This window comes from Alteromonas sp. 4NH20-0104 (assembly GCF_057547795.1).
The window spans coordinates 68,879-89,948 of record NZ_BAAJLP010000018.1; the positions used below are offsets into that span (position 1 = coordinate 68,879).

17 protein-coding genes are annotated in these 21,070 nt (G+C 50.7%); 7 read left to right on the forward strand and 10 right to left on the reverse strand.

The genetic code is table 11. The features are described 5' to 3' along the window. The first annotated feature begins 128 nt into the window (after window positions 1-128). The gene (locus tag AC27IB_RS13865; protein WP_487121617.1) at window positions 129-3,479 is read left to right on the forward strand and encodes an amidohydrolase family protein; all 3,351 of its coding nucleotides are present in this window, start codon (window positions 129-131) and stop codon (window positions 3,477-3,479) included. A 54-nt stretch (window positions 3,480-3,533) separates the two neighbouring features. Here the strand turns inward: AC27IB_RS13865 and AC27IB_RS13870 are convergent, their stop codons facing one another. Next, complete coding sequence (locus AC27IB_RS13870; RefSeq protein WP_296043403.1) at window positions 3,534-4,049, reverse strand: lactoylglutathione lyase family protein; 516 nt, start codon at window positions 4,047-4,049, stop codon at window positions 3,534-3,536. Between the two features lie 99 nt (window positions 4,050-4,148). Between AC27IB_RS13870 and AC27IB_RS13875 the strand changes: the two genes are divergently transcribed. Continuing rightward, on the forward strand, window positions 4,149-5,042 hold the full coding sequence (locus AC27IB_RS13875; RefSeq protein ID WP_487121619.1) for a LysR family transcriptional regulator: 894 nt from the start codon (window positions 4,149-4,151) through the stop codon (window positions 5,040-5,042). 57 nt (window positions 5,043-5,099) lie between these two features. Here AC27IB_RS13875 and gloA read toward each other — a convergent pair whose 3' ends face one another. From gloA to AC27IB_RS13890, 3 genes are all read right to left on the reverse strand, one after another. Further along, on the reverse strand, window positions 5,100-5,627 hold the full coding sequence (gene gloA / locus AC27IB_RS13880) for a lactoylglutathione lyase (protein ID WP_487121621.1): 528 nt from the start codon (window positions 5,625-5,627) through the stop codon (window positions 5,100-5,102). A gap of 95 nt (window positions 5,628-5,722) precedes the next feature. Further along, window positions 5,723-6,292 carry a DUF4136 domain-containing protein gene (locus AC27IB_RS13885; RefSeq protein WP_487121623.1) on the reverse strand — a complete coding sequence of 190 codons (570 nt, stop codon included), beginning with the start codon at window positions 6,290-6,292 and terminating at the stop codon, window positions 5,723-5,725. Between the two features lie 118 nt (window positions 6,293-6,410). Further along, complete coding sequence (locus tag AC27IB_RS13890; protein ID WP_487121625.1) at window positions 6,411-7,955, reverse strand: hydroxymethylglutaryl-CoA reductase; 1,545 nt, start codon at window positions 7,953-7,955, stop codon at window positions 6,411-6,413. Window positions 7,956-8,228: 273 nt separating this feature from the next. Here AC27IB_RS13890 and AC27IB_RS13895 point away from each other — a divergent pair, with 273 nt between their 5' ends. Genes AC27IB_RS13895 through AC27IB_RS13905 form a run of 3 tightly spaced genes read left to right on the forward strand, consistent with a single transcriptional unit; the run spans window position 8,229 to window position 11,891 of the window. Continuing rightward, window positions 8,229-9,488 (forward strand): HlyD family secretion protein, encoded by a 1,260-nt coding sequence (locus tag AC27IB_RS13895; RefSeq protein ID WP_487121627.1) that lies wholly within the window; start codon window positions 8,229-8,231, stop codon window positions 9,486-9,488. Continuing rightward, entirely contained in the window at window positions 9,485-11,656 is a 2,172-nt protein-coding gene (locus AC27IB_RS13900) for a peptidase domain-containing ABC transporter (protein WP_296043384.1), read from the forward strand. The genes AC27IB_RS13895 and AC27IB_RS13900 overlap by 4 nt, the downstream gene beginning before the upstream one ends. Then, entirely contained in the window at window positions 11,649-11,891 is a 243-nt protein-coding gene (locus AC27IB_RS13905; RefSeq protein ID WP_123323764.1) for a helix-turn-helix domain-containing protein, read from the forward strand. The genes AC27IB_RS13900 and AC27IB_RS13905 overlap by 8 nt, the downstream gene beginning before the upstream one ends. Before the next feature lie 62 nt (window positions 11,892-11,953). Here AC27IB_RS13905 and hslU read toward each other — a convergent pair whose 3' ends face one another. The 4 genes from hslU to priA all read right to left on the reverse strand — a co-directional run bounded on the left by hslU (window position 11,954) and on the right by priA (window position 16,951). Then, window positions 11,954-13,288, reverse strand: a complete 1,335-nt coding sequence (hslU, locus tag AC27IB_RS13910; RefSeq protein ID WP_487121630.1) for an ATP-dependent protease ATPase subunit HslU — start codon at window positions 13,286-13,288, stop codon at window positions 11,954-11,956. 72 nt (window positions 13,289-13,360) lie between these two features. Continuing rightward, window positions 13,361-13,885: an ATP-dependent protease subunit HslV gene (gene hslV, locus AC27IB_RS13915; protein WP_123323762.1), complete on the reverse strand. Its 525-nt coding sequence runs from the start codon at window positions 13,883-13,885 to the stop codon at window positions 13,361-13,363. A gap of 167 nt (window positions 13,886-14,052) precedes the next feature. Next, complete coding sequence (locus tag AC27IB_RS13920) at window positions 14,053-14,634, reverse strand: SPOR domain-containing protein (protein ID WP_296043367.1); 582 nt, start codon at window positions 14,632-14,634, stop codon at window positions 14,053-14,055. Window positions 14,635-14,758: 124 nt separating this feature from the next. Continuing rightward, window positions 14,759-16,951: a primosomal protein N' gene (gene priA / locus AC27IB_RS13925; RefSeq protein ID WP_296043365.1), complete on the reverse strand. Its 2,193-nt coding sequence runs from the start codon at window positions 16,949-16,951 to the stop codon at window positions 14,759-14,761. Window positions 16,952-17,174: 223 nt separating this feature from the next. Here priA and rpmE point away from each other — a divergent pair, with 223 nt between their 5' ends. Together rpmE and AC27IB_RS13935 are read left to right on the forward strand one after the other, a co-directional pair. Beyond that, a complete protein-coding gene (gene rpmE, locus AC27IB_RS13930) occupies window positions 17,175-17,387 on the forward strand; it encodes a 50S ribosomal protein L31 (protein ID WP_296043363.1) in 213 nt (70 codons plus the stop codon). 322 nt (window positions 17,388-17,709) lie between these two features. Further along, complete coding sequence (locus AC27IB_RS13935; protein ID WP_296043361.1) at window positions 17,710-18,948, forward strand: malic enzyme-like NAD(P)-binding protein; 1,239 nt, start codon at window positions 17,710-17,712, stop codon at window positions 18,946-18,948. 40 nt (window positions 18,949-18,988) lie between these two features. On the opposite strand, the gene AC27IB_RS13940 is transcribed toward AC27IB_RS13935, so the two are convergent. Next, complete coding sequence (locus AC27IB_RS13940) at window positions 18,989-19,993, reverse strand: AraC family transcriptional regulator (protein ID WP_296043359.1); 1,005 nt, start codon at window positions 19,991-19,993, stop codon at window positions 18,989-18,991. Then, on the reverse strand, window positions 19,993-20,892 hold the full coding sequence (locus AC27IB_RS13945; RefSeq protein WP_296043357.1) for a GGDEF domain-containing protein: 900 nt from the start codon (window positions 20,890-20,892) through the stop codon (window positions 19,993-19,995). Before AC27IB_RS13945 ends, AC27IB_RS13940 begins: the two co-directional genes overlap by 1 nt. Window positions 20,893-21,070 lie beyond the last annotated feature (178 nt).

Below are 21,070 nucleotides of genomic sequence, written 5' to 3' on the forward strand. Positions count from 1 at the left end.
CTTATCCGATGAACTGCAACATCTCACCCTAAACATACTTTATACTGACTATTAACAATCCAGGGAAGATTGACTTTGCTGCGGGCTCAGGCCCGAACATTACAACAAAAAAGACGTAGAGAATAACAATGAAGCTAACGACAAATCTGCACACCCCTAAGCAAAAATTAACCTTATTGAGTGCTTCGGTATTCACCTCACTTTGTCTGCTCAGCGCCCCGCTGGCCGCACAAGAAAGTGATGCCGAGGACAAGTGGGAAGTGACTAACCCACCCTATCCTTTGCACGATGTCACCATCAACACTTCCGAAACCACCTGGTCGAGCCTCGACGTAGCACCTGATGGCGAATACTTCCTGTTCGACATGCTTGGTGATATTTATAAAGCTGACCTCGACGGCGGCAACGCTCAGCCGTTAACTCAGGACTTCGCCTGGAATATTCACCCGGCTATTTCACCCGACGGCAGCAAAATTGCGTTTATCTCTGACCGTGGCGGCGTATCCAACGTGTGGGTGATGGATGCCAACGGTGACAACCTGCGCCAGGTAACTAAAGAGAAAAATAACACTATCCACTCGCCTAAATGGAGTCCGGATGGCGAATATATTGTGGTCACCAAAGGCATAACGTCTACCCGCAGTATTCCGGCCGGCGAAATCTGGATTTATCATCATTCCGGCGGTAGCGGTCTGCCCATTAAAGAACGGGTATCCGGCAAACGTGAACAAAACAACATTACCGATCCGGTGTTCTCCCACGACGGCAAGTATATCTACTACACCCAGAGTACCTCTGGCGGCTACCGCTTTGACTACAATCGCGACCCGCTGGAAGGCATTTTTGCCATTACCCGCTTTGATCGCAGTACCGGTGAAGAAGACCGCGTTATCTCCGGCACTGGCGGCGCCGTAGTACCAACCCCTTCGCCAGACGGTAAGTACATCGCTTTTTTACGTCGGGTGAAGTACGACACCGCGCTGTTTATCAAAGATCTGGCCACCGGTGAAGAAAGCCTGCTAAGCCGTGAAATGGAGCGCGACATGCAGGAAGGTTTTGGCATAGAAGGCTATTATGCCTATTTTGACTGGACGCCAGACAGCAAAGCCATTGTTTACTGGGCCGGCGGAAAGTTTCATAAGCTCAATATAAAAGACCAATCGGTAGACACCATCGATATCGCCGTTGAAGCCAAGCTGCAATATGCCGATGCATTGCGTTTTGATGTAGACGTAGCGCCGGATACCTTTAACGTAAAAATGATCCGCTGGTCGCAGAAATCGCCGGACGGCAAATCGGTGCTGTTTCAGGCGCTGGGCAAACTGTACGTCAAAGATTTAAAAAGCGGTAAATCAAAACGCCTTACCCGTCAGGATGAGCATGATGAATACTACCCGCGCTATTCTGCCGACGGTAAGCGGATTATCTACACCACCTGGAACGACCAGAAGTTAGGCGATGTACGCGTCGTCTCCGCCCGTGGTGGTAAGGGTAAAGTAATAACCCCTGAGCCGGGGCACTACGTAGAGCCGGCGTTTTCACCAGACGGCGAATTAGTTACCTACCGTAAATTTACCGGCGGCTACCTGCTTGATCCCAAGTATTCGGTAGAGCCAGGCTTATACGTGATGGACCTGGATAAAGGCGAGCCGAAAAAGGTCAGCAGTTCAGGCATGCAACCGCATTTCGCCGGTGATAACGAGCGTTTATTCTTTACTGAACGCAGTTATGACTCGCCCTACGGTGCAACACAGTTGTCGAGTGTAAACCTGCATGGCGACGATCACCGGGTACACCTGTACGGCGCCGACAAAGTAGCGGAATACCGCCTGTCGCCGGATCGCAAATGGGTCGCCTTTGTTCATCAGTTTAATACCTATGTAACGCCATACGTAGACAATGGTAAAAAAGTCACTATCGGCCCGAATATGACGTCTCTGCCGGTTACTCAGCTATCTGATCGCGCCGGTGAGTACCTCACCTGGGCACCAGACAGCAGCAGTGTGGGCTGGTTCCATGGCCCCTACTATTTTGAACGTAAGCTGGAAGACGCATTTGCCTTTGCCGGTGATAAAGCGGCCGATGAGTTGCCCGACCCGCTGGCTGAGGGCCTCGATTTGAGCTTCACCGCCACCAGCGACAAGCCCGGCGGTTATAAGGCACTGGTAGGGGGTACGGTAGTCACCATGCGTGATGCTGATAATACCCGGGAAGTTATCGAGGATGGTGTGGTACTGATCCTGGATAACCGCATTGCCGCCGTAGGTAAGCGCGGCGAAGTGGATATCCCCGGCGACGCTATGTTGATTGATGCCTCAGGTAAAACCGTTCTGCCCGGATTAGTGGATACTCATGCCCACGGCGGACAAGGCCGCAGTGAGATCATTCCGCAACAAAACTGGATGCAGTATTCCAACCTGTCGTTCGGTGTGACCACCATTCACGATCCGTCTAACGATACCACTGAGATTTTTGCCGCGTCGGAGCTTCAACGTGCAGGTGAACGCGTAGCACCGCGCATCTACTCTACCGGGACTATTTTGTACGGTGCAGAAGGTATTGGCTATAAGGCACAAATTAACAACTATGACGATGCTTACTTCCATGTTCAGCGCCTGAAAGACAGCGGCGCTATCTCGGTGAAAAGCTATAACCAGCCACGCCGGGATCAACGCCAGCAAGTGTTATGGGCGGCTAATAATCAGCAAATGATGGTGGTACCGGAAGGCGGCGGTAAGTTTCAGCAAAACCTGACCATGCTGGTTGACGGCCATACCGGCCTTGAGCATTCATTGCCCATTGCCCGTGGCTACGACGACCTCACACAGCTATGGAAAGCCACTGATTTTGGTTACACGCCAACCTTTGTGGTGTCTTACGGTGGCCTGATGGGTGAAGAATACTGGTACGATCGCACCGAAGTGTGGAACAACGAGCGCCTGCTGCGTTATGTGCCTTCTACCATTCTGGATGCCCGTGCTATTCGCCGCCCTACCGCGCCGGATGATCAGTACAACCACGTAAATGTGGCGTCTTACGCGAAAGAACTGCGCGATAATGGCGTAAGTGTGCACATTGGTGCGCACGGTCAGCGCGAAGGGTTAGCCGCTCACTGGGAAATGTGGCTGATGAATCAGGGTGGCTTTACGCCCTGGGAAGCCCTGCGCGGTGCTACCATTGATGGCGCAACGCATCTGGGCATGGGCAAGGACCTCGGCAGCATTGAGCCGGGTAAACTGGCCGACCTGATGATCACCGATGGCGACGTGCTTAACGATATTCGCCGCAGTGAATATGTAACCTACACCGTGATTAACGGCCGCGTGTATGACGTTGCCACCATGAACGAAATGGGTAGCAAGCAAAAGCGCCAGCCGTTCTTCTTTGAAGGTAACAATAAAGCCTTTATGCCGCAGCAAACAGCGGCCGAAGTGGATGCCAAGGCGCACCAGTATCACTGGAAGCATACCAACCACTAAAAACCCAAAAGCCGGAACCTGCGTTCCGGCTTTTTCCTTTATGCCTTTAACAACCTATTGATAAGCACCACTGGCATAGTGCAGCTCGTAGCTATGGCTGTAGATCTCCAGAATATTGCCAAACGGATCTTCCATATAAATCATGCGGTAGGGCTTCTCACCCGGATAATAATACCGCGGCGCTTTCATGCGCTTTTTACCACCGGCCGCGACAATTCTTTCAGCCAGTCCTTCGACATCCGGGTCCTGTACACAGAAGTGGAAAATGCCGGTTTTCCAGTACTCAAAATTATTCTCCGGATTTTGCTGATCCTTAAATTCAAAAATTTCCACACCAACCCGGTCACCCGTGGATAAATGCGCAATGCGAAACTTCTCCCATCCCGCACCAAATACATCGGTGCACATCTCACCTATGGCTGAGGTATCTTCCACAATTTCGGTGGGTTTCATAATGAGATACCAGCCGAGTACCTCGGTGTAGAATTTAACGGCAGCGTCCAGGTCTGGTACTGAAATACCGAGATGCGAAAAAGTGCGAGGGTAAGGTTTTTGACTATTGTCTGTCATGGTTAACTCCTGAGTGATGACGATGGCGTCAGAGTAACTGGACAGAACCAAAACATAAAATTATCATATTTTCTTAAATTGATAATTTAAATTTATAGCATGCTGAATCCCAAATACCTTAAAACCTTTATAACCCTGGCGGAAACTGGCAGCTTCACCAACACCGCAGAGCGGTTGTTTATGACTCAACCCGGTGTTAGCCAGCATGTGAAAAAGCTGGAGCAAAGCTGCGAGTGCGAATTACTGGTTCGGTTAGGAAAGGGCATTGAACTTACCGAACAGGGGCGGCAGGTTTACCGCTATGCCAAACAAGAGGAAGCCAGACAACAGCAGTTTCTCGAACAGTTAAAATTTGATGAGCCCCATTCGGGGCGCTGCACCATTGCCTGCTCAGGCGCAGTGGCCCTGCGAATATATCCAAAGCTCACCGCCTTGCAGGCCCAACACCCTGCTCTGGCAATTCACCTGGAAGTCGCTCCCCGGCATCGCATCGTGGACAGTTTGAAACAGGGGACTAATGATATTGGCATTGTGACCCATACACCGGCGGACGAATCCCTCAGTGCAGACTATCTGGCAGAAGAAGCATTAAGCTTGTTCTTACCCGCTGCGATTAATGATTTCACCGATATTAGTGCAACGCTTCGTCAACTCGGGCTGATTGATCACCCGGATGCCGCCCATTACTTGCAGCTTTATTGCGATCATTGTGGCGAACAGGAGCTGGCTAGCCTTGAGGTACCCAAACTAAACCGCACCGGTTATGTTAACCAGCTATCGCAAATACTATTGCCGGTGAGTGCGGGAGTCGGCTTTACTGTATTACCAGCCAGTGTGGAGAAGTTTGCCGGCCACGGAGGCAGCATTGCGGTTTACCCCTCTGCTACAACCGTTTCGGAACCACTTTACCTGCTGCGTTCCCGTTACCGCGCCCTGCCCGCCAGATATACCGGTGTGACAGAGGCCATCTATGCAGCATTTCAGGAAAACTAGTCATTCACCAGCCCACAGGAGGATGAGGTTTCCCTCCCATGAGCCGGACTTAAACCGCTATTTGCCGGCCATGCCGTTAGCATCAAAGATCTCAATCCAGTAACCGTCGGGATCTTTAATGAACGCGAGATTATTCATACTGCCGTCTTCAAGACGCTTCTGAAATTCAACGCCCAGCTCCTCAAAGCGCTGACACGCCCCTTGCAGATCCGGTACATGAAAACCAATATGACCAAAACCACGGGGATCGCTGTTACCGTTGTGATAACGGGTAGACTCGGCGGTATCCCCCCAGTTGTGGGTTAATTCGAGCATTGCCGGACGGCCAAAGGTTTGTGCCGTGCGCTGTGCCTGATCTTCGCTGATATCAGAGAAATCCTCGCCAGTGGTGAGAAAATACAAACTGAATTTCATTTCCGGAAAATCCAGTTTTCTCAGCAAGGTCATGCCCATAACCCGGGTGTAAAAATCCAGCGAACGTACCGGATCCGCTATACGTAACATAGTCTGATTAAATACAAAACCGTCGGTGGCCGGATCTTTTTGTTCGCACAAGCCTTCGGCCTGTTCAAAATGACGTGTCATAAGGTGCCCTCATCTAATTATGAATCGATGTATAAAACTGGGGACTAAACACACTTTCACAATCCCACTGGCCGTGCGATTCTGACACTTCGCAGCTAGTTTGACCGGTTGGCGGGGAAAGGCTGCAGCAATGTGACGACCAGTTCCGATAATGCCTGCTGCACACTAATGCTGTCGTTAGCTTCCAGCTCGGCGCTACCGGCAGCGCTATAGATAAACTCACCGTCCTGCACCACTTCAATCTGCAGATTCTGATACTCAGTGACCTGTTCACCCACCGGCACGCTAAAGATGCTGCCCAGTGATATTCCACCAGAACGGCCAAACACGCCAGTGCCAAGCCCGATACTGACCGATGAGCCCCCTTCTTCCACCCGGCTGGAGGGAAAAAAGCCCACTTTAATATCGGCATCGTCTTCGCCTGCTGCGGTCAGCCCCTTGCCTTGCAACACGGTAGTGATGGTCGACGCCATATGCTGCTCCAGGGTGGGGTTAAATGAGTTAAGCGGTGGCTGAACATAAAAGGTTTTCAGCGCGGCGAAGTGAGTTTCTTCGCGCATTTTGATTTGTGGTTTGTTGCTGGCACAGCCGGCTAGCCAGGCGCAAAATAAAAACACCAGCACTACCCGGAAAGGGAAAGACCAGCGAGCCTTATTGTCATTCATCGTGATAACCATTGAGTTTAGTTACCTTTTTAACGCCGAAGACGGGGTGTTCGGATCGTTTTCGCGGGAAAATAAGGCCAACCAGGAAGGCAAGCCCTCCTGATCAGCACCAGACAAATTACCGGTTACGGCCATACTGCTCGTGGGAGGATACCCAGTCGGAACTAGAGATCGCCGAGGCCAGTGAGATCTCCCCGGCCAGAGCCACCGCGCCAACAATTTCGGCAAACTTGTACACTCTGTCCCGGCCATAACAGCCCAGTAATTCCAGACACTCACGCTGAGTGCCTATACCGGTGCCACCACCGTAGGTCGCCACAATCAGCGATGGAATGGTCAGTGAGATATACAGATCACCTTCATCCGTCAGCTCCGAGTACATAATACCGGCTGATGACTCAGAGACATTGGCAACATCCTGCCCGGTGGCAATAAACATCGCGGTGATGCCATTGGGCGAATGCAATCCGGTATTATTGACCCCGGATAAAAACGATCCTACCCCCGCCACGCGGCTATGGTAATCAATCTGTTTAGGGTCCACCCGCATAACCGACAGCAAATGCTCACGCTTAATAGTGGCCTCGGCAATGACCCGTTTACCCCGGGTACGCATAATATTAATTTGCGAGGCTTTTTTATCGGTAGCGAAGTTCGACTCCAGATAGAAGTTCTCGATACCCTCGTAATGATCGAGGATCCAGCCACAGGCGGCAAACGTAGCGCGCCCCACCATGTTTTGTCCGGCCGCATCACCGGTACGGTAATTGAAGCGCAAAAAGGCAAACTTGGTAGACAGGAAACTATCAATATAAGTGAGCTTGGCAATGGATGAGGTGGCTTCAGCTTCCTCACGAATTTTGTCGATGTTCTCGTTTACCCAGGCAACGAAGTCCCGTGCGCCGCGTGCATCGGAAAACACAAACACCGGGGCGCGTTGCATGGCATCGTCCACCACGGTGGATTTAATCCCCCCGCTCATATTGAGCAGCTTCATACCGCGGTTATAAGAGGCAACCAGAGTGCCCTCAGTAGTGGCCAGCGGGATCACAAAGTCGCCCTTGGCATGTTCGCCATCAATAGTAACCGGGCCAGCCATACCAATTGGCACCTGAGCAACTCCGATGAAATGCTCGACATTACCTCGTAAAGTGTTTGGATCAATCGAATACTGACCAACATGGTGGATGTTGGCGCCGGAGAAGTGCTCAAAAAACTTCTGGCGCTTTTCAATAATACCCGGTGCGTAGTCATCGTGAGGATCGCGGGGAATATGGCCCTCGGCCAGATTCGGCGCCGACACATTATCTTCCACACTGAATTTAAGTTTGCCGAAAGGTGAGGCCCTGAACACCAGCTCGATAATATGCTTTTCCGGGCTCACCGGCAGGGTTTTATTTAGATAAACCGTAATGGCCTGCTTGAGTGCAAAAGGCACTTCACCGCTTTCGTTAAGCTCTGCCATCGACATGATTTGCTCGGGGCCAACCTGCAGCGTAACGTTTTCAGGCGCGATGACTTCTCCGTCAATGGCAATACTGTCGACCTGCTTGAGCACGGCATCTTTCAGCCGGTTTTTAAGCATAAACTGCAAGCCGTCTTCGGTTTGAGTAAGGCTTCCATGGGTGTACAACTGGCGGAGTAAAATACTGGGAATAAACATAACTACGGCTTCCTTGGCAAAACATACATCAAGTGTAGAGCTTTCTTTGCCAACCACAATATATTAACAATCCGGTTTAGGAAAGCCAACGTCAGCCTGCCTTTGACCTGCCACAACAGGCAGACCAGTCCTGCACAAATGAGCCAGGCCCTCACTATTTGGGACACCTGCTATCCATCGTCCCCTCAAAAAGCCCACCCGGCCTGGCTTTCACCGTGGTTCAGCGTCTTCGGTCATAAGGTTGAATCATCACCCACAGCCGGAATGGACGCCATGCAAAGCCAAACATTATTTCGCCAACAGGCCGTCGTTTCACAGCAGCAAAAAATCGATGGCTCGATATTACTTAAACCCAGGCTTCCTACGCTTGTTATTACCGTGCTGCTGTGCAGCTGGTTAATAGGCGTAATGAGTTGGTTACTGACCGGGCGCTATACCTACACCCAAACGGTCACCGGCTGGCTGGAACCGGCAAATGGCATTACCCCCGTATACGGACCGGCTTCCGGCGCTATTGTCAGTAACGTGTTAGTTAGCGAAAACGCCCGGGTAAAAAAAGGCACGCCCCTAATCAGACTCACCCGTGACGCCATTTTTCATAACGGCCAGAGTATCAGTGATGCCCTTATTGAGGAACTGGCCAGCCAGATAGCGCGCCTTAAAAGTCAGTACTCACTTACCGAGAAAGGTTTCGTTACTCAGCAACAACGTTTAAACAAAACCGGATCCCGACTGACGGAAGATCATGCCCGTCTTGGGGCAATGCGCCAATTGCTGGATGAAAAAATGACATTGCTGAACAAGCAAATTGAGTCTGTCGCAGCATTAACCCAGCAGGGGTTTTCGAGCCAGCAACAGCTACAGTCGCTAAACACTCAGCGTATCGACGAAACCTATCAGCGCCAGCGCCTGGAGCGTGAATGGATTGGCACATTACAAGCCATCGAAGACAACCAGTTTGCACTTAGCGAAGCGGAACACTCCCATCAACTGCAGCTACTGAACATTGAAAACCAAATCAGTGAACTTCAGAAAAGCCTCGATCAGCAGTACAGTCAGCGCGAGGTTATTATTGTTGCAGCCGCTGACGGCAGGGTAACCAACCTGAATGCGAAACCAGGACAACGCACGCAAACTAGTGTGCCGCTTCTGTCACTCATGCCACTGAATGCCGAAGTAACTGCCCAACTGTTAATTCCGGTGGCGGCGGCGGGCCAGATATCAGCAGGGCAATCCATCAGTTTACGCTACGATGCGTTTCCCCATACGCAGTTTGGAACCTATAAGGCAACCGTCGATTCAGTCTCTGCACATCTGTTGCTGCCTCAGGAGGTAGCGCAAAAACCCTTAACCGTAAATACCCCCGTTTATCTGGCCAGGGCCACTCTGCAAGCCACCAGCATTGAGCATTTTAACCAACGCATTGCGCTGCGCGCCGGGATGACCTTTGCGGCTGAAATAGCGATACGTGAACGCAATCTGATGCAATGGCTATTCGAACCACTTTATAAATTACGCGGAGGCCTGCTATGAGCACCGCAACGCTGTTCAAATTGCCATTGCAACTCAACTGGCGACGCGCCACCCCACAGGTTCTGCAAGCAGAAAACGCGGAATGCGGACTGGCCTGTATAGCCATGGTGGCGGGGTATCACGGACTAAATATAGACCTGGCAAAACTGCGTAGCATGCGCGCTTTCAGCCAGCAAGGCGCTAACCTTAAACAGCTGATTGATTTTGCCCATTCACTGAATCTCAACAGCCGGGCACTGAAGCTGGAACCCGAAGATATGGCCGACCTGCAACTGCCCTGTATTCTGCACTGGAATATGCAGCACTTCGTAGTATTGACAAAAGTAACAACCAACGGCGTTGAAATCCAGGACCCGGCCTGCGGCAAACGTCGCCTTACCTGGCCACAGGTGAGTGATGCATTTACCGGCATAGCCCTTGAGTTGCAGCCAGGCAGTAACTTTACCCCACAAAATCTGCGTCAGCCGCTTAAGCTCAGCCAGTTATGGCAGCGAATTATTGGTATTAAGCGTTCCTTACTGGTGCTGTTTATGTTGTCTCTGCTGTTGCAATGTTTCGCTTTGGCTTCGCCCTACTACATGCAACTGGTGATCGACTCCGTCATCGTCAATAACGATGCCTCGCTACTCAATGTACTGTTTCTGGGTTTCTTTCTGCTGATGGTGGTAGAGGCGATTACCAACCTCACCCGCCAGACTACCGGCATCTCGATGTCCGGACACCTTGCTCAGCAGTTGTCGGTGAATGTCTTTACTCATTTAATCCGGCTGCCCTTCAGTTATTTTTCACAACGTCATATTGGCGATATGGTGGCGCGCTTTGGCAGCTTGCAGGAAGTCAGGCGGTTTATCAGTCAGGGCATAGTCGCGCTTATTTTAGATACGCTCATCTTACTATGTACACTGGTTTTGATGGCACTGTACAGCATTAAGCTAATGCTTGTTGTAGTAGGCGTCGCGCTGATTTTTCTGGCTTTACGGTTAATTTTGCTTGGCCCCGTGCAGCGCTTGCAGCAAGAAAAAATTACCTGTGCTGCGAAGGAAAACAGCCACTTTATTGAAACACTGCGTGGCATTCAGTCAATCAGAATGCTCAAGCTGGAGTCCTTTCGTCTGCACGGCTGGCAGCATTTACTGACCGATACATTGAACCGGGATATTCGCTTACGCCGCTGGGAAATGGGATTCAGTATTGTTCACCTGTTGTTGTTTGGTCTTGAAAACCTGCTGGTGGTTTATCTTGCCGCGTCGCTGGTAATGGAGCAGGCATTTACCGTGGGTATGCTTTACGCATTTACCAGTTATAAAAACCGCTTTAACACGGCAATCCACGGCCTGTTAGAGCAATTGCTTCAGTGGCGTTTATTGCGACTCCATCTCGACAGACTGGCAGATATTGTTCAAACACCGGTGGCTTTTGACTCACTGGCTGCCGCATCGACGAGTCCGGTGGCCAGCTTACCGGTAGCGCACAAACTGTCTCTGCATGATGTAAGCTTTGGCTACCAGGGTCAGCCACTGCTTTTCGAACATTTGAACCTGACAGTCCCCCCGGGAGAAATGGTGGTGATAACCGGGGTGAGCGGCAGCGGCAAATCCAGCCTGGCAAAATGCCTGACCGGTTTACTTCCAGTCACCGCAGGCCAGGTTCTGATTGACAATAAACCGCTGAACAGCCGCGACCCGAGCCAGCGAATTAGCGCTGTCATGCAGGATGATATGTGCCTGTCCGGGACCATTATCGACAATGTCAGCGGCTTTCAACAGCACCTTGATATGCCGCGCCTGATAGAGTGCTGCCAACTGGCAAACCTGCATAACACTATAACCAGCCTGCCCATGCAGTATTACACCCTACTGCAGGAAGGTGGCAGCAACTTTAGTGGCGGCCAACTCCAACGCCTGTTTCTGGCCCGGGCGCTGTATCAGCAACCGGCACTGCTGTTACTCGATGAGGCGAGCAGTCATCTGGACGCCAACAGTGAAAAGCTCATCAATACACACCTTTCCCGGTTACCCATGACCCGGGTGGTTATCGCCCACCGGCGGGAAACCATTCAAATGGCCCATCAGCGGTATCACCTGGCAGGCGGCCAGCTGACGGAAGTAGCCATCAATTACACGCCTGATTTACCAACCCCCACTCAACAAGGAGATCATCATGTTTGATCAAGAGTTATTAAGCCCTGAACATTTGGAACAGTTGTCTAAACGTGAACTTCAGGTGGCGCATAAAATTATCGAAGGCTTACCGAATAAAACCATTGCCTCGCAATTGTTTATCAGTGAGCGAACGGTAAAGTTTCATTGCGCCAATATTTACCGCAAACTGGAAATCCGTAACCGGGCTGCATTAATGGCCCGTTATTTCAGAACGCTGTACACGCAAATTCCTACGGTGTAATGGGGAATGTGGCAAGTGAAGCCTGGCCGGTACAGAGGTACCGGCCGGTTTGTCTGTTTGCGTTAGAGGATGAAGCGGCTTAAGTCTTCGTTATCCACTAAGGTTTCCAGATGCAGGTTTACATAATCTGCATCAATGGTGTAGGTTTCGCCCTGCTTTTCGGAAGCATCGTATGAAATATCTTCCATTAAACGCTCTAATACCGTGTGCAAACGACGAGCACCGATATTTTCGGTTTTCTCATTCACCTGCCAGGCGGCCTCGGCGATACGCTGAATTCCGCTTTCGGCAAACTCCACGGTTACCCCCTCGGTTTTCATCAGCTCTATGTACTGCTCGGTAAGCGAGGCATTAGGCTCAGTAAGAATACGTTTGAAGTCTTCCACTTTGAGGGCCGACAATTCAACGCGGATAGGCAGACGCCCCTGTAATTCAGGGATCAGGTCCGACGGTTTGCTCATCTGGAAGGCACCCGATGCAACAAACAAAATATGGTCGGTTTTGATCATACCGTGCTTGGTAGACACCGTTGAACCTTCTACCAGCGGTAGCAAGTCGCGTTGTACGCCTTCACGGGAAACATCTGCTGAGTTGGCGCCTTCACGCTTACAGATCTTATCGATTTCATCCACAAATACGATGCCGTGTTGTTCCACCGCTTCAAGGGCTTTTTCTTTAAGATCTTCTTTGTTTACCAGTCGTGCGGCTTCTTCTTCAATCAGCACTTTCATGGCATCCCGGATGCGCATTTTCTTTTTCTTTTTCTGCGAGCCGGAAGAAGACAGGTTTTCAAACATTCCCTGCAACTGGTTAGTCATTTCTTCCATGCCCGGCGGTGCCATAATCTCTACACCAATTTGCTGCTGGGACACATCGATTTCAATTTCTTTGTCGTCGAGGCTACCTTCACGCAGCTTTTTACGGAAAGACTGACGGGTGCCGCGATCTTCCGAGCGCTCTTTTTCACCCCAGGCATTTTCCGCCGGCGGGATAAGGATATCCAGAATTCGCTCTTCGGCGGCTTCCTCGGCGCGATAGCGCACTTTTTCCATTTCCTGCTCTTTGGTCATTTTAACGGCGATGTCTGCAAGGTCACGGATAATCGTTTCTACTTCCTTGCCAACGTAGCCCACTTCAGTGAACTTTGTCGCTTCAACCTTAATAAACGGCGCATTCGCCAGCTTGGCCAGACGACGGGCAATTTCGGTTTTACCGACCCCTGTTGGACCAATCATTAAGATGTTTTTAGGGGTCACTTCCTGACGCAGCTCTGGCTTTAACTGCATTCGGCGCCAGCGGTTACGAAGTGCAATGGCGACAGCGCGCTTAGCGCTTTGCTGACCAATGATATGGCGGTCCAGTTCATGGACAATTTCTCTTGGTGTCATTTCAGACATAATTAACCCTTATGTAAAACTGACGAAGGTCAGTATGGCAGCCGCTTTTTAGCCACTGCCATCACAATTCATTTAATAATCGAGTACTTCAACCGTTTGATTATGGTTGGTGAACACGCAAATATCGCCGGCAATAGATAAACTTTGCGTGGCAATTTCGTGTGCCGTTAACTGCGTATTGTTGAGCAACGCCGTAGCCGCTGCCTGAGCATAGTTGCCACCCGAGCCGATAGCGATTAAATCCTGCTCCGGCTGCACCACATCACCATTACCGGTGATAATAAACGAAGCCGTTTCATCGGCCACGGCCAGTAAGGCTTCAAGGCGACGCAACATGCGATCGGTCCGCCAGTCTTTGGCCAGTTCTACTGCCGCCTTGGTTAAGTGGCCCTGATGCAGTTCCAGTTTCGCTTCGAAGCGTTCAAATAAGGTAAACGCATCGGCGGTGCCACCGGCAAAACCGGCCAGTACCTTGTTTTGGTAAAGGCGGCGTACTTTACGGGCATTACCTTTCATCACTGTATTGCCCAATGACACCTGGCCATCGCCGGCCATAACAACCTGATTATCTCGTCTGACTGATACTATTGTAGTCACGTTTACTCCACTGTAGTGGTTTGGCACAGCATACCGGTTCGCGGTCTGTGCGTTGACAATGAATAGTAGGTGGGGGAACTTGGCGTTTTTTCAAGACTTAAAAAGTGAATATCCGCCGGCGGTTGCAGGGCAATTAAAAAAGCCGGCGATGGCCGGCTTTCGTTATTCTACAAATTCCAGAACCAAATCTGACAGGTGGTGATATTCACTTTGCGTAGTGCGTGTTTGGCACGCTCAGCGTCGCGCTTGGCGTCAAAAGGGCCAAGGATCACACGGAACCATTCGCCATTAGCGCCGTCGCTGTGCCTGATTTGCGCTTCCAGCCCCTGAAACGCAATCTTGGCGCGCATTTCGTCGGCCTGAGCCCGGGTTCTGAATGAGGCACACTGCATTAAGTAACGCTTGTCAGATTTTTCCTGCTCGGCAACTTCGACTTCTACCTCATAACCGGGCAGGGTCTTAATATACTCCCACTCTTCCTCTGGCAGCTCCGGCAACTCATCTTCAATAGGCGCGGGCTCTACCGTGAGCGGCTGTGCAGTATCCGGATCGGCATTATCTTTAATTGACCACAGGAACCAGGCAAAACCCAGTAACAATGCAACAACTACCGCAACCGTTACCCATGGCACGGTTACCTGAGGTTCCTGCTGATGGCTGCCTCGTTTGGCGCTGGTTTTGCTTTTTGTTTTTTTGGTATTTTTCTTTTGTGGCGCACGTCCACGAGAAACGTAATCGCGTTGAGACATAATGCTGTATCGATTTCCCTGTGTGGATGATTATTATTATCAGCAGGCAGTGTACCTGCTCTGACTCAAAATTGCTGCCATAATATGTGGTTAAATATGAAAGTTTACAAGCGACTTAAAAAGGCTAACTGAAATCCACCGGATCAATGTCCAGACTCCAGCGCACTTTGCTGGTAAGCGGCAACGATTCCACTTCAGACAAGTGATGCTTAAGCCAACTGTGCAGGGCGGCACGCTGCTGACATTGCAGCACCAACATATACCTAAAGCGGCCCTGACGCTTTTCTATTAAACAAGGCAAGGGCCCGATAAAGTTGCCTTTTGCGGCATGCACACTGGGCCGATAACAATCTCTGACCTGTTGCAAAAAGTGAGCAACCAGCCCGGCCTCATTGCCTTCGGCGCGAAAAATCGCCTGACTGCTGTAGGGCGGCAGCTCACCGAGTTGGCGCTCTTGTAATGCCTGACGGGCAAAGTGCGCAAAACCGTTATTGATGAGATCCTGCAACAACGGATGGCCGGGGTTATCGGTTTGCAGCCACATTTCGCCGGGTTTACTGGCGCGCCCGGCACGACCAGCCAACTGCGTGATTAACTGCGCGAGCTTTTCAGCCGCACGAAAATCGGCAGAGAATAACGCGCCGTCGCAGTCGAGCACTACCACCAGGGTAACATGGGGGAAATGATGCCCCTTCGAAAGAATCTGCGTACCCACCAGCAACTGATATTTGCGCGCATTGATTTCATCCAGCCGGGTGATGAGCTTGTCTTTACCTTTTACTGCATCACTGTCGATTCTGACCTGCGCAACATCCTCAAAGAGCTGGCCCAGCCCCTGTTCAAGCTGCTCGGTGCCAATCCCAGAGGTTTGCAGGTCGTGACTGTGGCATTCACTGCACTGCTCGGGCATTCGCCGGCTCGCACCACAGTGATGACACTGTAGTCGGCCCTGAGATTTATGGTAGGTAAAAGGACGTTCGCAACTTTTGCAGTCAACCGTCTGGCCACAATGATGGCATAACACCGCAGGCGCAAAACCACGACGGTTTAAAAATACCAGCACCTGATTGCCCTGCTGTAAATGACTACGCATAATACTTATCAGGCCCTGAGCAATCCCGGCATGAAGCGGCTGATCACGGGAGTCGAGCACCTTTAACTGGGTGTGGCTTGCCCCACCCGCCCGCTGACTTAAGGTTAAATGGGTATAACGCTTATTCAGCGCATTATTAAGGCTTTCCAGCGACGGCGTGGCACTGCCCAGAATCAAGGGTACATTTTCGGTATGCGCCCGTTTTACGGCCAGATCCCTGGCGTGATAACGCAAACCATCCTGTTGTTTAAAAGACTCATCATGCTCTTCATCCACAATGATCATGCCCGGCCGTTTGAGCGGCGTAAAAATCGCTGACCGGGTACCAATGATGATCCCCAACTCGCCGCGTCGGGCCTGTTGCCATACCTTGAGGCGAGCGAGGTCTGTCATTTGGGAATGCAGCACACCAACGCTTATGCCAAAGCGACGCTCAAAACGTCCTACTGTTTGCGGCGTAAGCCCTATTTCAGGAACCAGAATAAGCACCTGCTTTCCTTGTTTGAGCACCGGCTCAATCACCTGCAGGTACACCTCGGTTTTACCACTGCCGGTGACACCGTCTAATAAAAACGGTACAAAATGGCTGGCTTGCTGGTTGATGGCCGCAATCGCAACGCCCTGCTCGGTTGATGCGGTAGGCGGTGTTTGCTGTAAACTAAATGACGCCCAGTCCTGCTTTTCGGTGAGGCGAATGCTGGTATCCGTGGTCAGCGCTTTATCTGCCAGTGCTTTTAATACCACGTTAGAAAACCGGGTTTTGATTTCTTCTCTTGCCAGCGGCCCTTGCGCCAGCATTGCAATGCATTCCAGTTGCTTTTTCCCCCTTAGGGTAGGCGTTGCTGCCTCAGCCTGGCCAGCATCGGTCAGCATTAATGCCGGAACACTATCACTCAGCGCGCCGCCTTTACGCAGTCTCGACGGCATGATGGTTGCCCACACTTCACCAATAGGATGGTGATAATAGGTCGACAGCCACTGAGTTAACGTTTGTAAAGTTGCATCAAACAGCGGTTGCTCATCGAGGACTTCCGTTACCGCTTTTAGTTTAACCTCTGATTTCGTCTCATCGGCCGGATCGTCGTAACTTGCCGTTACCACCCCCATTAACTGGCGACGACCAAAGGGCACACTCACCCGCACACCCGGCTCTGGCTTTTGCTCGCAGGTGTAACTAAAGGTTTGTCGAAGTGGTACCGGTACGGCTACATCAATGATTGGCATAGTGAATTTTGACCAACGGACCTATTTGGCAGAAGTTGAATAGTGGTTATCCTAACATGCAGATAGCAAAGTATTGCACGAAAAACCTTGATTGATTATTCGACATCCATTAATATGCGCCGCTCTAAAAAGCAGGCGCTGTGTCGCTTGTAGTGAAAATTAGTCACGTATGGTGGCCAACTTCGGGTTGGTTAGCGATACGGCCTTATTTTGAGGTAATCCCATGAAACAAGATATCCATCCTAAATACGAAGAAATTACTGCCAGCTGTTCTTGCGGTAACGAAATCAAAGTTCGTTCAACACTGGGCAAAGACATCAGCCTGGACGTATGTTCAGCTTGTCACCCTTTCTACACTGGTAAGCAACGTAACGTTGACACTGGTGGCCGTGTTGATCGCTTCAAGAAGCGTTTTGGCGCACTGGGCAAAAAATAAGCCCCATCTTGAAGAAACAACCTTGAAGAAAAAGCGCCTTTACGGCGCTTTTTTTATGCCTGTATTTTATCATCATGTTAATTGATTCAGCTAATGGTAAAACCATTTTCCATCATTAAAACAAATTACGATTATTTATACGGCAACGTGGCGTTCAGCGCCGGTTCGCGTTATGTTAGGAATAATTCACAAGTTTGTAAGGTGCTATCGATTTTTCGGTTGATAGATACCATGCCATAAGACATGCGCTGTGATACAGTTCGCCTATAATAACAATAACCTAGCGACTGGCTTACAAGATAAAAATTACAGGACTTACAAAATGTCAGATTTTCGCCAACGTGCCCTCGACTACCACGCTAAACCTACGCCGGGCAAGATCCGCGTAGAACTCTCCAAACCGGCAGAAAGTGTTGATGACCTCGCCCTGGCTTATAGCCCGGGAGTGGCAGAACCCTGCCGCGAAATCGCCGAAGATCCTAACGCCGCTTATACCTATACCGGTAAAGGCAACATGGTCGCCGTTATCAGTAACGGTACCGCTATCCTTGGCCTCGGTAATCTCGGCCCGCTGGCCTCTAAACCGGTTATGGAAGGTAAGGCTTTATTATTTAAGCGCTTCGCCGGTCTCGATTCGATTGATATCGAAGTAAAACACCGTACTACTGAAGAGTTTATTAATACCGTTGCCAACATCGCCGATACCTTCGGCGGCATTAACCTGGAAGATATTAAAGCGCCGGAGTGCTTTGAGATTGAACAGGAGCTCATTAAACGCTGTAAGATCCCGGTGTTTCATGATGACCAACACGGTACCGCTATTGTAACGGCCGCAGGTATGCTCAACGCGCTGGAAATTCAGGGCAAAGAAATTGGCGATGCTAAAATTGTTTGTATGGGCGCCGGCGCTGCCGCCGTGGCCTGTATGGAATTATTAATAAAGTGTGGTGCCCAGCGTGAGCGCATTTATATGCTCGACCGCAAAGGGGTAATTCATACCCGTCGTGACGATCTCACGCCGCACAAAATGTTGTTTGCTAACAATACCGATAAACGCACCCTGGAAGATGTCATGGAAGGTGCGGATATTTTCGTTGGCGTATCCGGCCCCGACTTACTGCACCCTGAAGCCCTTGAACTCATGGCGCCGAATCCGATTGTGTTCGCTTGTTCTAACCCCGATCCGGAAATTAAACCGGAAGTGGCGCTGGCCACCCGTTCCGATTTGATCATGGCTACCGGCCGCTCAGATTATCCTAATCAGGTAAACAACGTGCTGTGCTTCCCGTTTATTTTCCGCGGTGCACTGGATGTTCGGGCAACGGCCATCAACGATGAAATGAAAGTGGCAGCGGTTGAAGCGCTTCGCTCCGTTTCAAAAGAACCGGTACCTGAATCGGTGTTGAAAGCCAGCAATGTGGATAGCCTGACCTTTGGCAAGGATTATATTATTCCTAAACCCATGGATCCGCGCTTATGTGGCCGCATAGCGAGAGCTGTAGCTCAGGCTGCTATTGACTCAGGTGTGGCCCGGCTGGAAGATATACCGGACTATCAATAACACTTTAACAAAGCCATCGTTATCGATGGCTTTGTTGTTTCTAGACTTCGCGCAGCTGACTGGGCGTTAAACCGGTCCAGCGCTTCACTGCGCGACGAAAATTGGTAATATCGGTAAAAGCCATTTTCAACGCACTCTGCTCATTATTCAGTTTTTGCACCTGCAGGTAGTAAATGGCCTGCTGGCGGCGAATATCATCGTGCAGCAAACTAAAGGTAGTGTCGTGATCCGCCAGCTTGCGCTTCAGAGATGCCGGGCTTAATCCCAGCTCACCGGCAATGTCCGGTAAGGTAGAGTTTGAACAGCCACGCAAGTGATAGCGTACCGCATCGAGCAGGGTTAAGCGGTATTCCCGCTGCTCCAAAAATCGTCTTAACGCAAATTGCTTAAACGTGCGGTTAGCTTGCAAACAGGGCGTTGCCAATGCCTGTCTGGCCACCTTAATGGTAAAAAAGGGTTGGTTAAACGATAATCTGAATCCCAGTCCTTCTTCATATTCCTGAATCTGCCGCGGGCGGGCAAACGGGAAAGAAAAATGCAGCGCCAGCCGCTTACCGGTGCAATGCCTGGCCAGCGCCACCAGCGCCGCACAATAGGCTTCGGCCATAAACCGAAATTGCTTGCCGCTCCCCATGGCATCCTGTAACACCAGCAGCTGTGTGTCGCCTTCGTCATAGCGAAAGGCTGATACAAACGGATAAAGACGGGTCTGAAAAGACGGCAATGCCCGCAAACACTCCCCAAAATCCCGCGCATGGGTAAAGTACGGCAGGGCGTCACTTACAAACGCCGAGACTAAATGTTGGCCAAACCGAAAGGCCAGATCGAAGCCTTTGTAATGTTGAGTTGCGTTGCTGCACAGGCGTTGCAGCTGATTACAACTTAAAGGTTTTGCCGTAAGTAAGTCTTCACTAAAAATACCCGTTCCGCGCAGTAACTTATGCTCTGGAGCGCCCCGGGCTACAGCAACCTGCACCAGGCTTTGAGCAAGCTGCCTGGCAGGCAGTGCTTTGTCAGTACGGGTAAGCAGAGCGTTATGCGTCATCAGGCAACCTGCTGAGATGTCTCATCTAACTGGCGATTTAAACCCGCCATCATTTCGGCTAGTGTGACCTGCTGTTGTAACTGGGAGCAAACGCTACGCACCGAATGAAAAATGGCCGTTGTCTGGCCGCCACTTTTAAACGCTACATTGCGAATACTACACTCTAGCTGACAGGCAAATTCATTTGCTTCGGCAATCGCGATTTCTGGCATTAAAATAACGAAGCGATCCCCGGCATAGCGACATGCCAGGTCTACCGCTCTGAGGTTCATTACGATTAACTGCGATATTTCCCGTAAAAAGCGATCGCCTTCGGCATGGCCGTAACGTAAGTTAAATTGAGAGAAGTCATTGATGTCCAGTACTACTACAGCAGCCTGTATGCCCTGCTCCTGCAGTTCCATGGCTCTGGCTCGCCAGTAATCAGCCCGGTACAACTGAGTGATCACATCGATTTGATCGTGAGCGCGATACCACATTTCCCGGCGTTGGAGTTGCTTGTTGAGCGCCAGTTGCTCCTGATGCCACAAGTACAATGCAATCGTCATTACAATCATTCCCAACGCGGCCGGGATAGACTCTACAACGCTCAGCCAATGGGCAGCATCACTGTAAAAGGTAAATTCATCGAACAGGTCGAGCATGGCGGAGAAGTTAAAAAAAGACAGTCCGGCAACCAGCAATCCGGTAACCTGGCCCGGTGGGCGACTGATCATCACCGCCGTCATCCAGCACAGCGTGAGCAAACAAATACTGCCCTCCCCTACCACATCCAGCCATTCGACTTCTCCAAGCTCTTTTAGCTGACCATTGGTTACGCATAATGTCACAGCCAGGCCTGATACCAGCAACACAAATGCCAGTAAGCCGCGGTGACGTGTTAACAAACTAAAATCCATTATCTTTTCCGCATGTAAAACATATTTACCTGCGCCTATTGTTATTGGAGACGCCGGTAATCTTAGGGGTCATTCTGGCTCAGGAATATGACACTGGTGTGATGCATTTTCCTCTTCTCCGCCTTTCACTCAATTTTTTCACCATTAAACAAAGGCTTGCGTGGGGGTCATTTGAGCT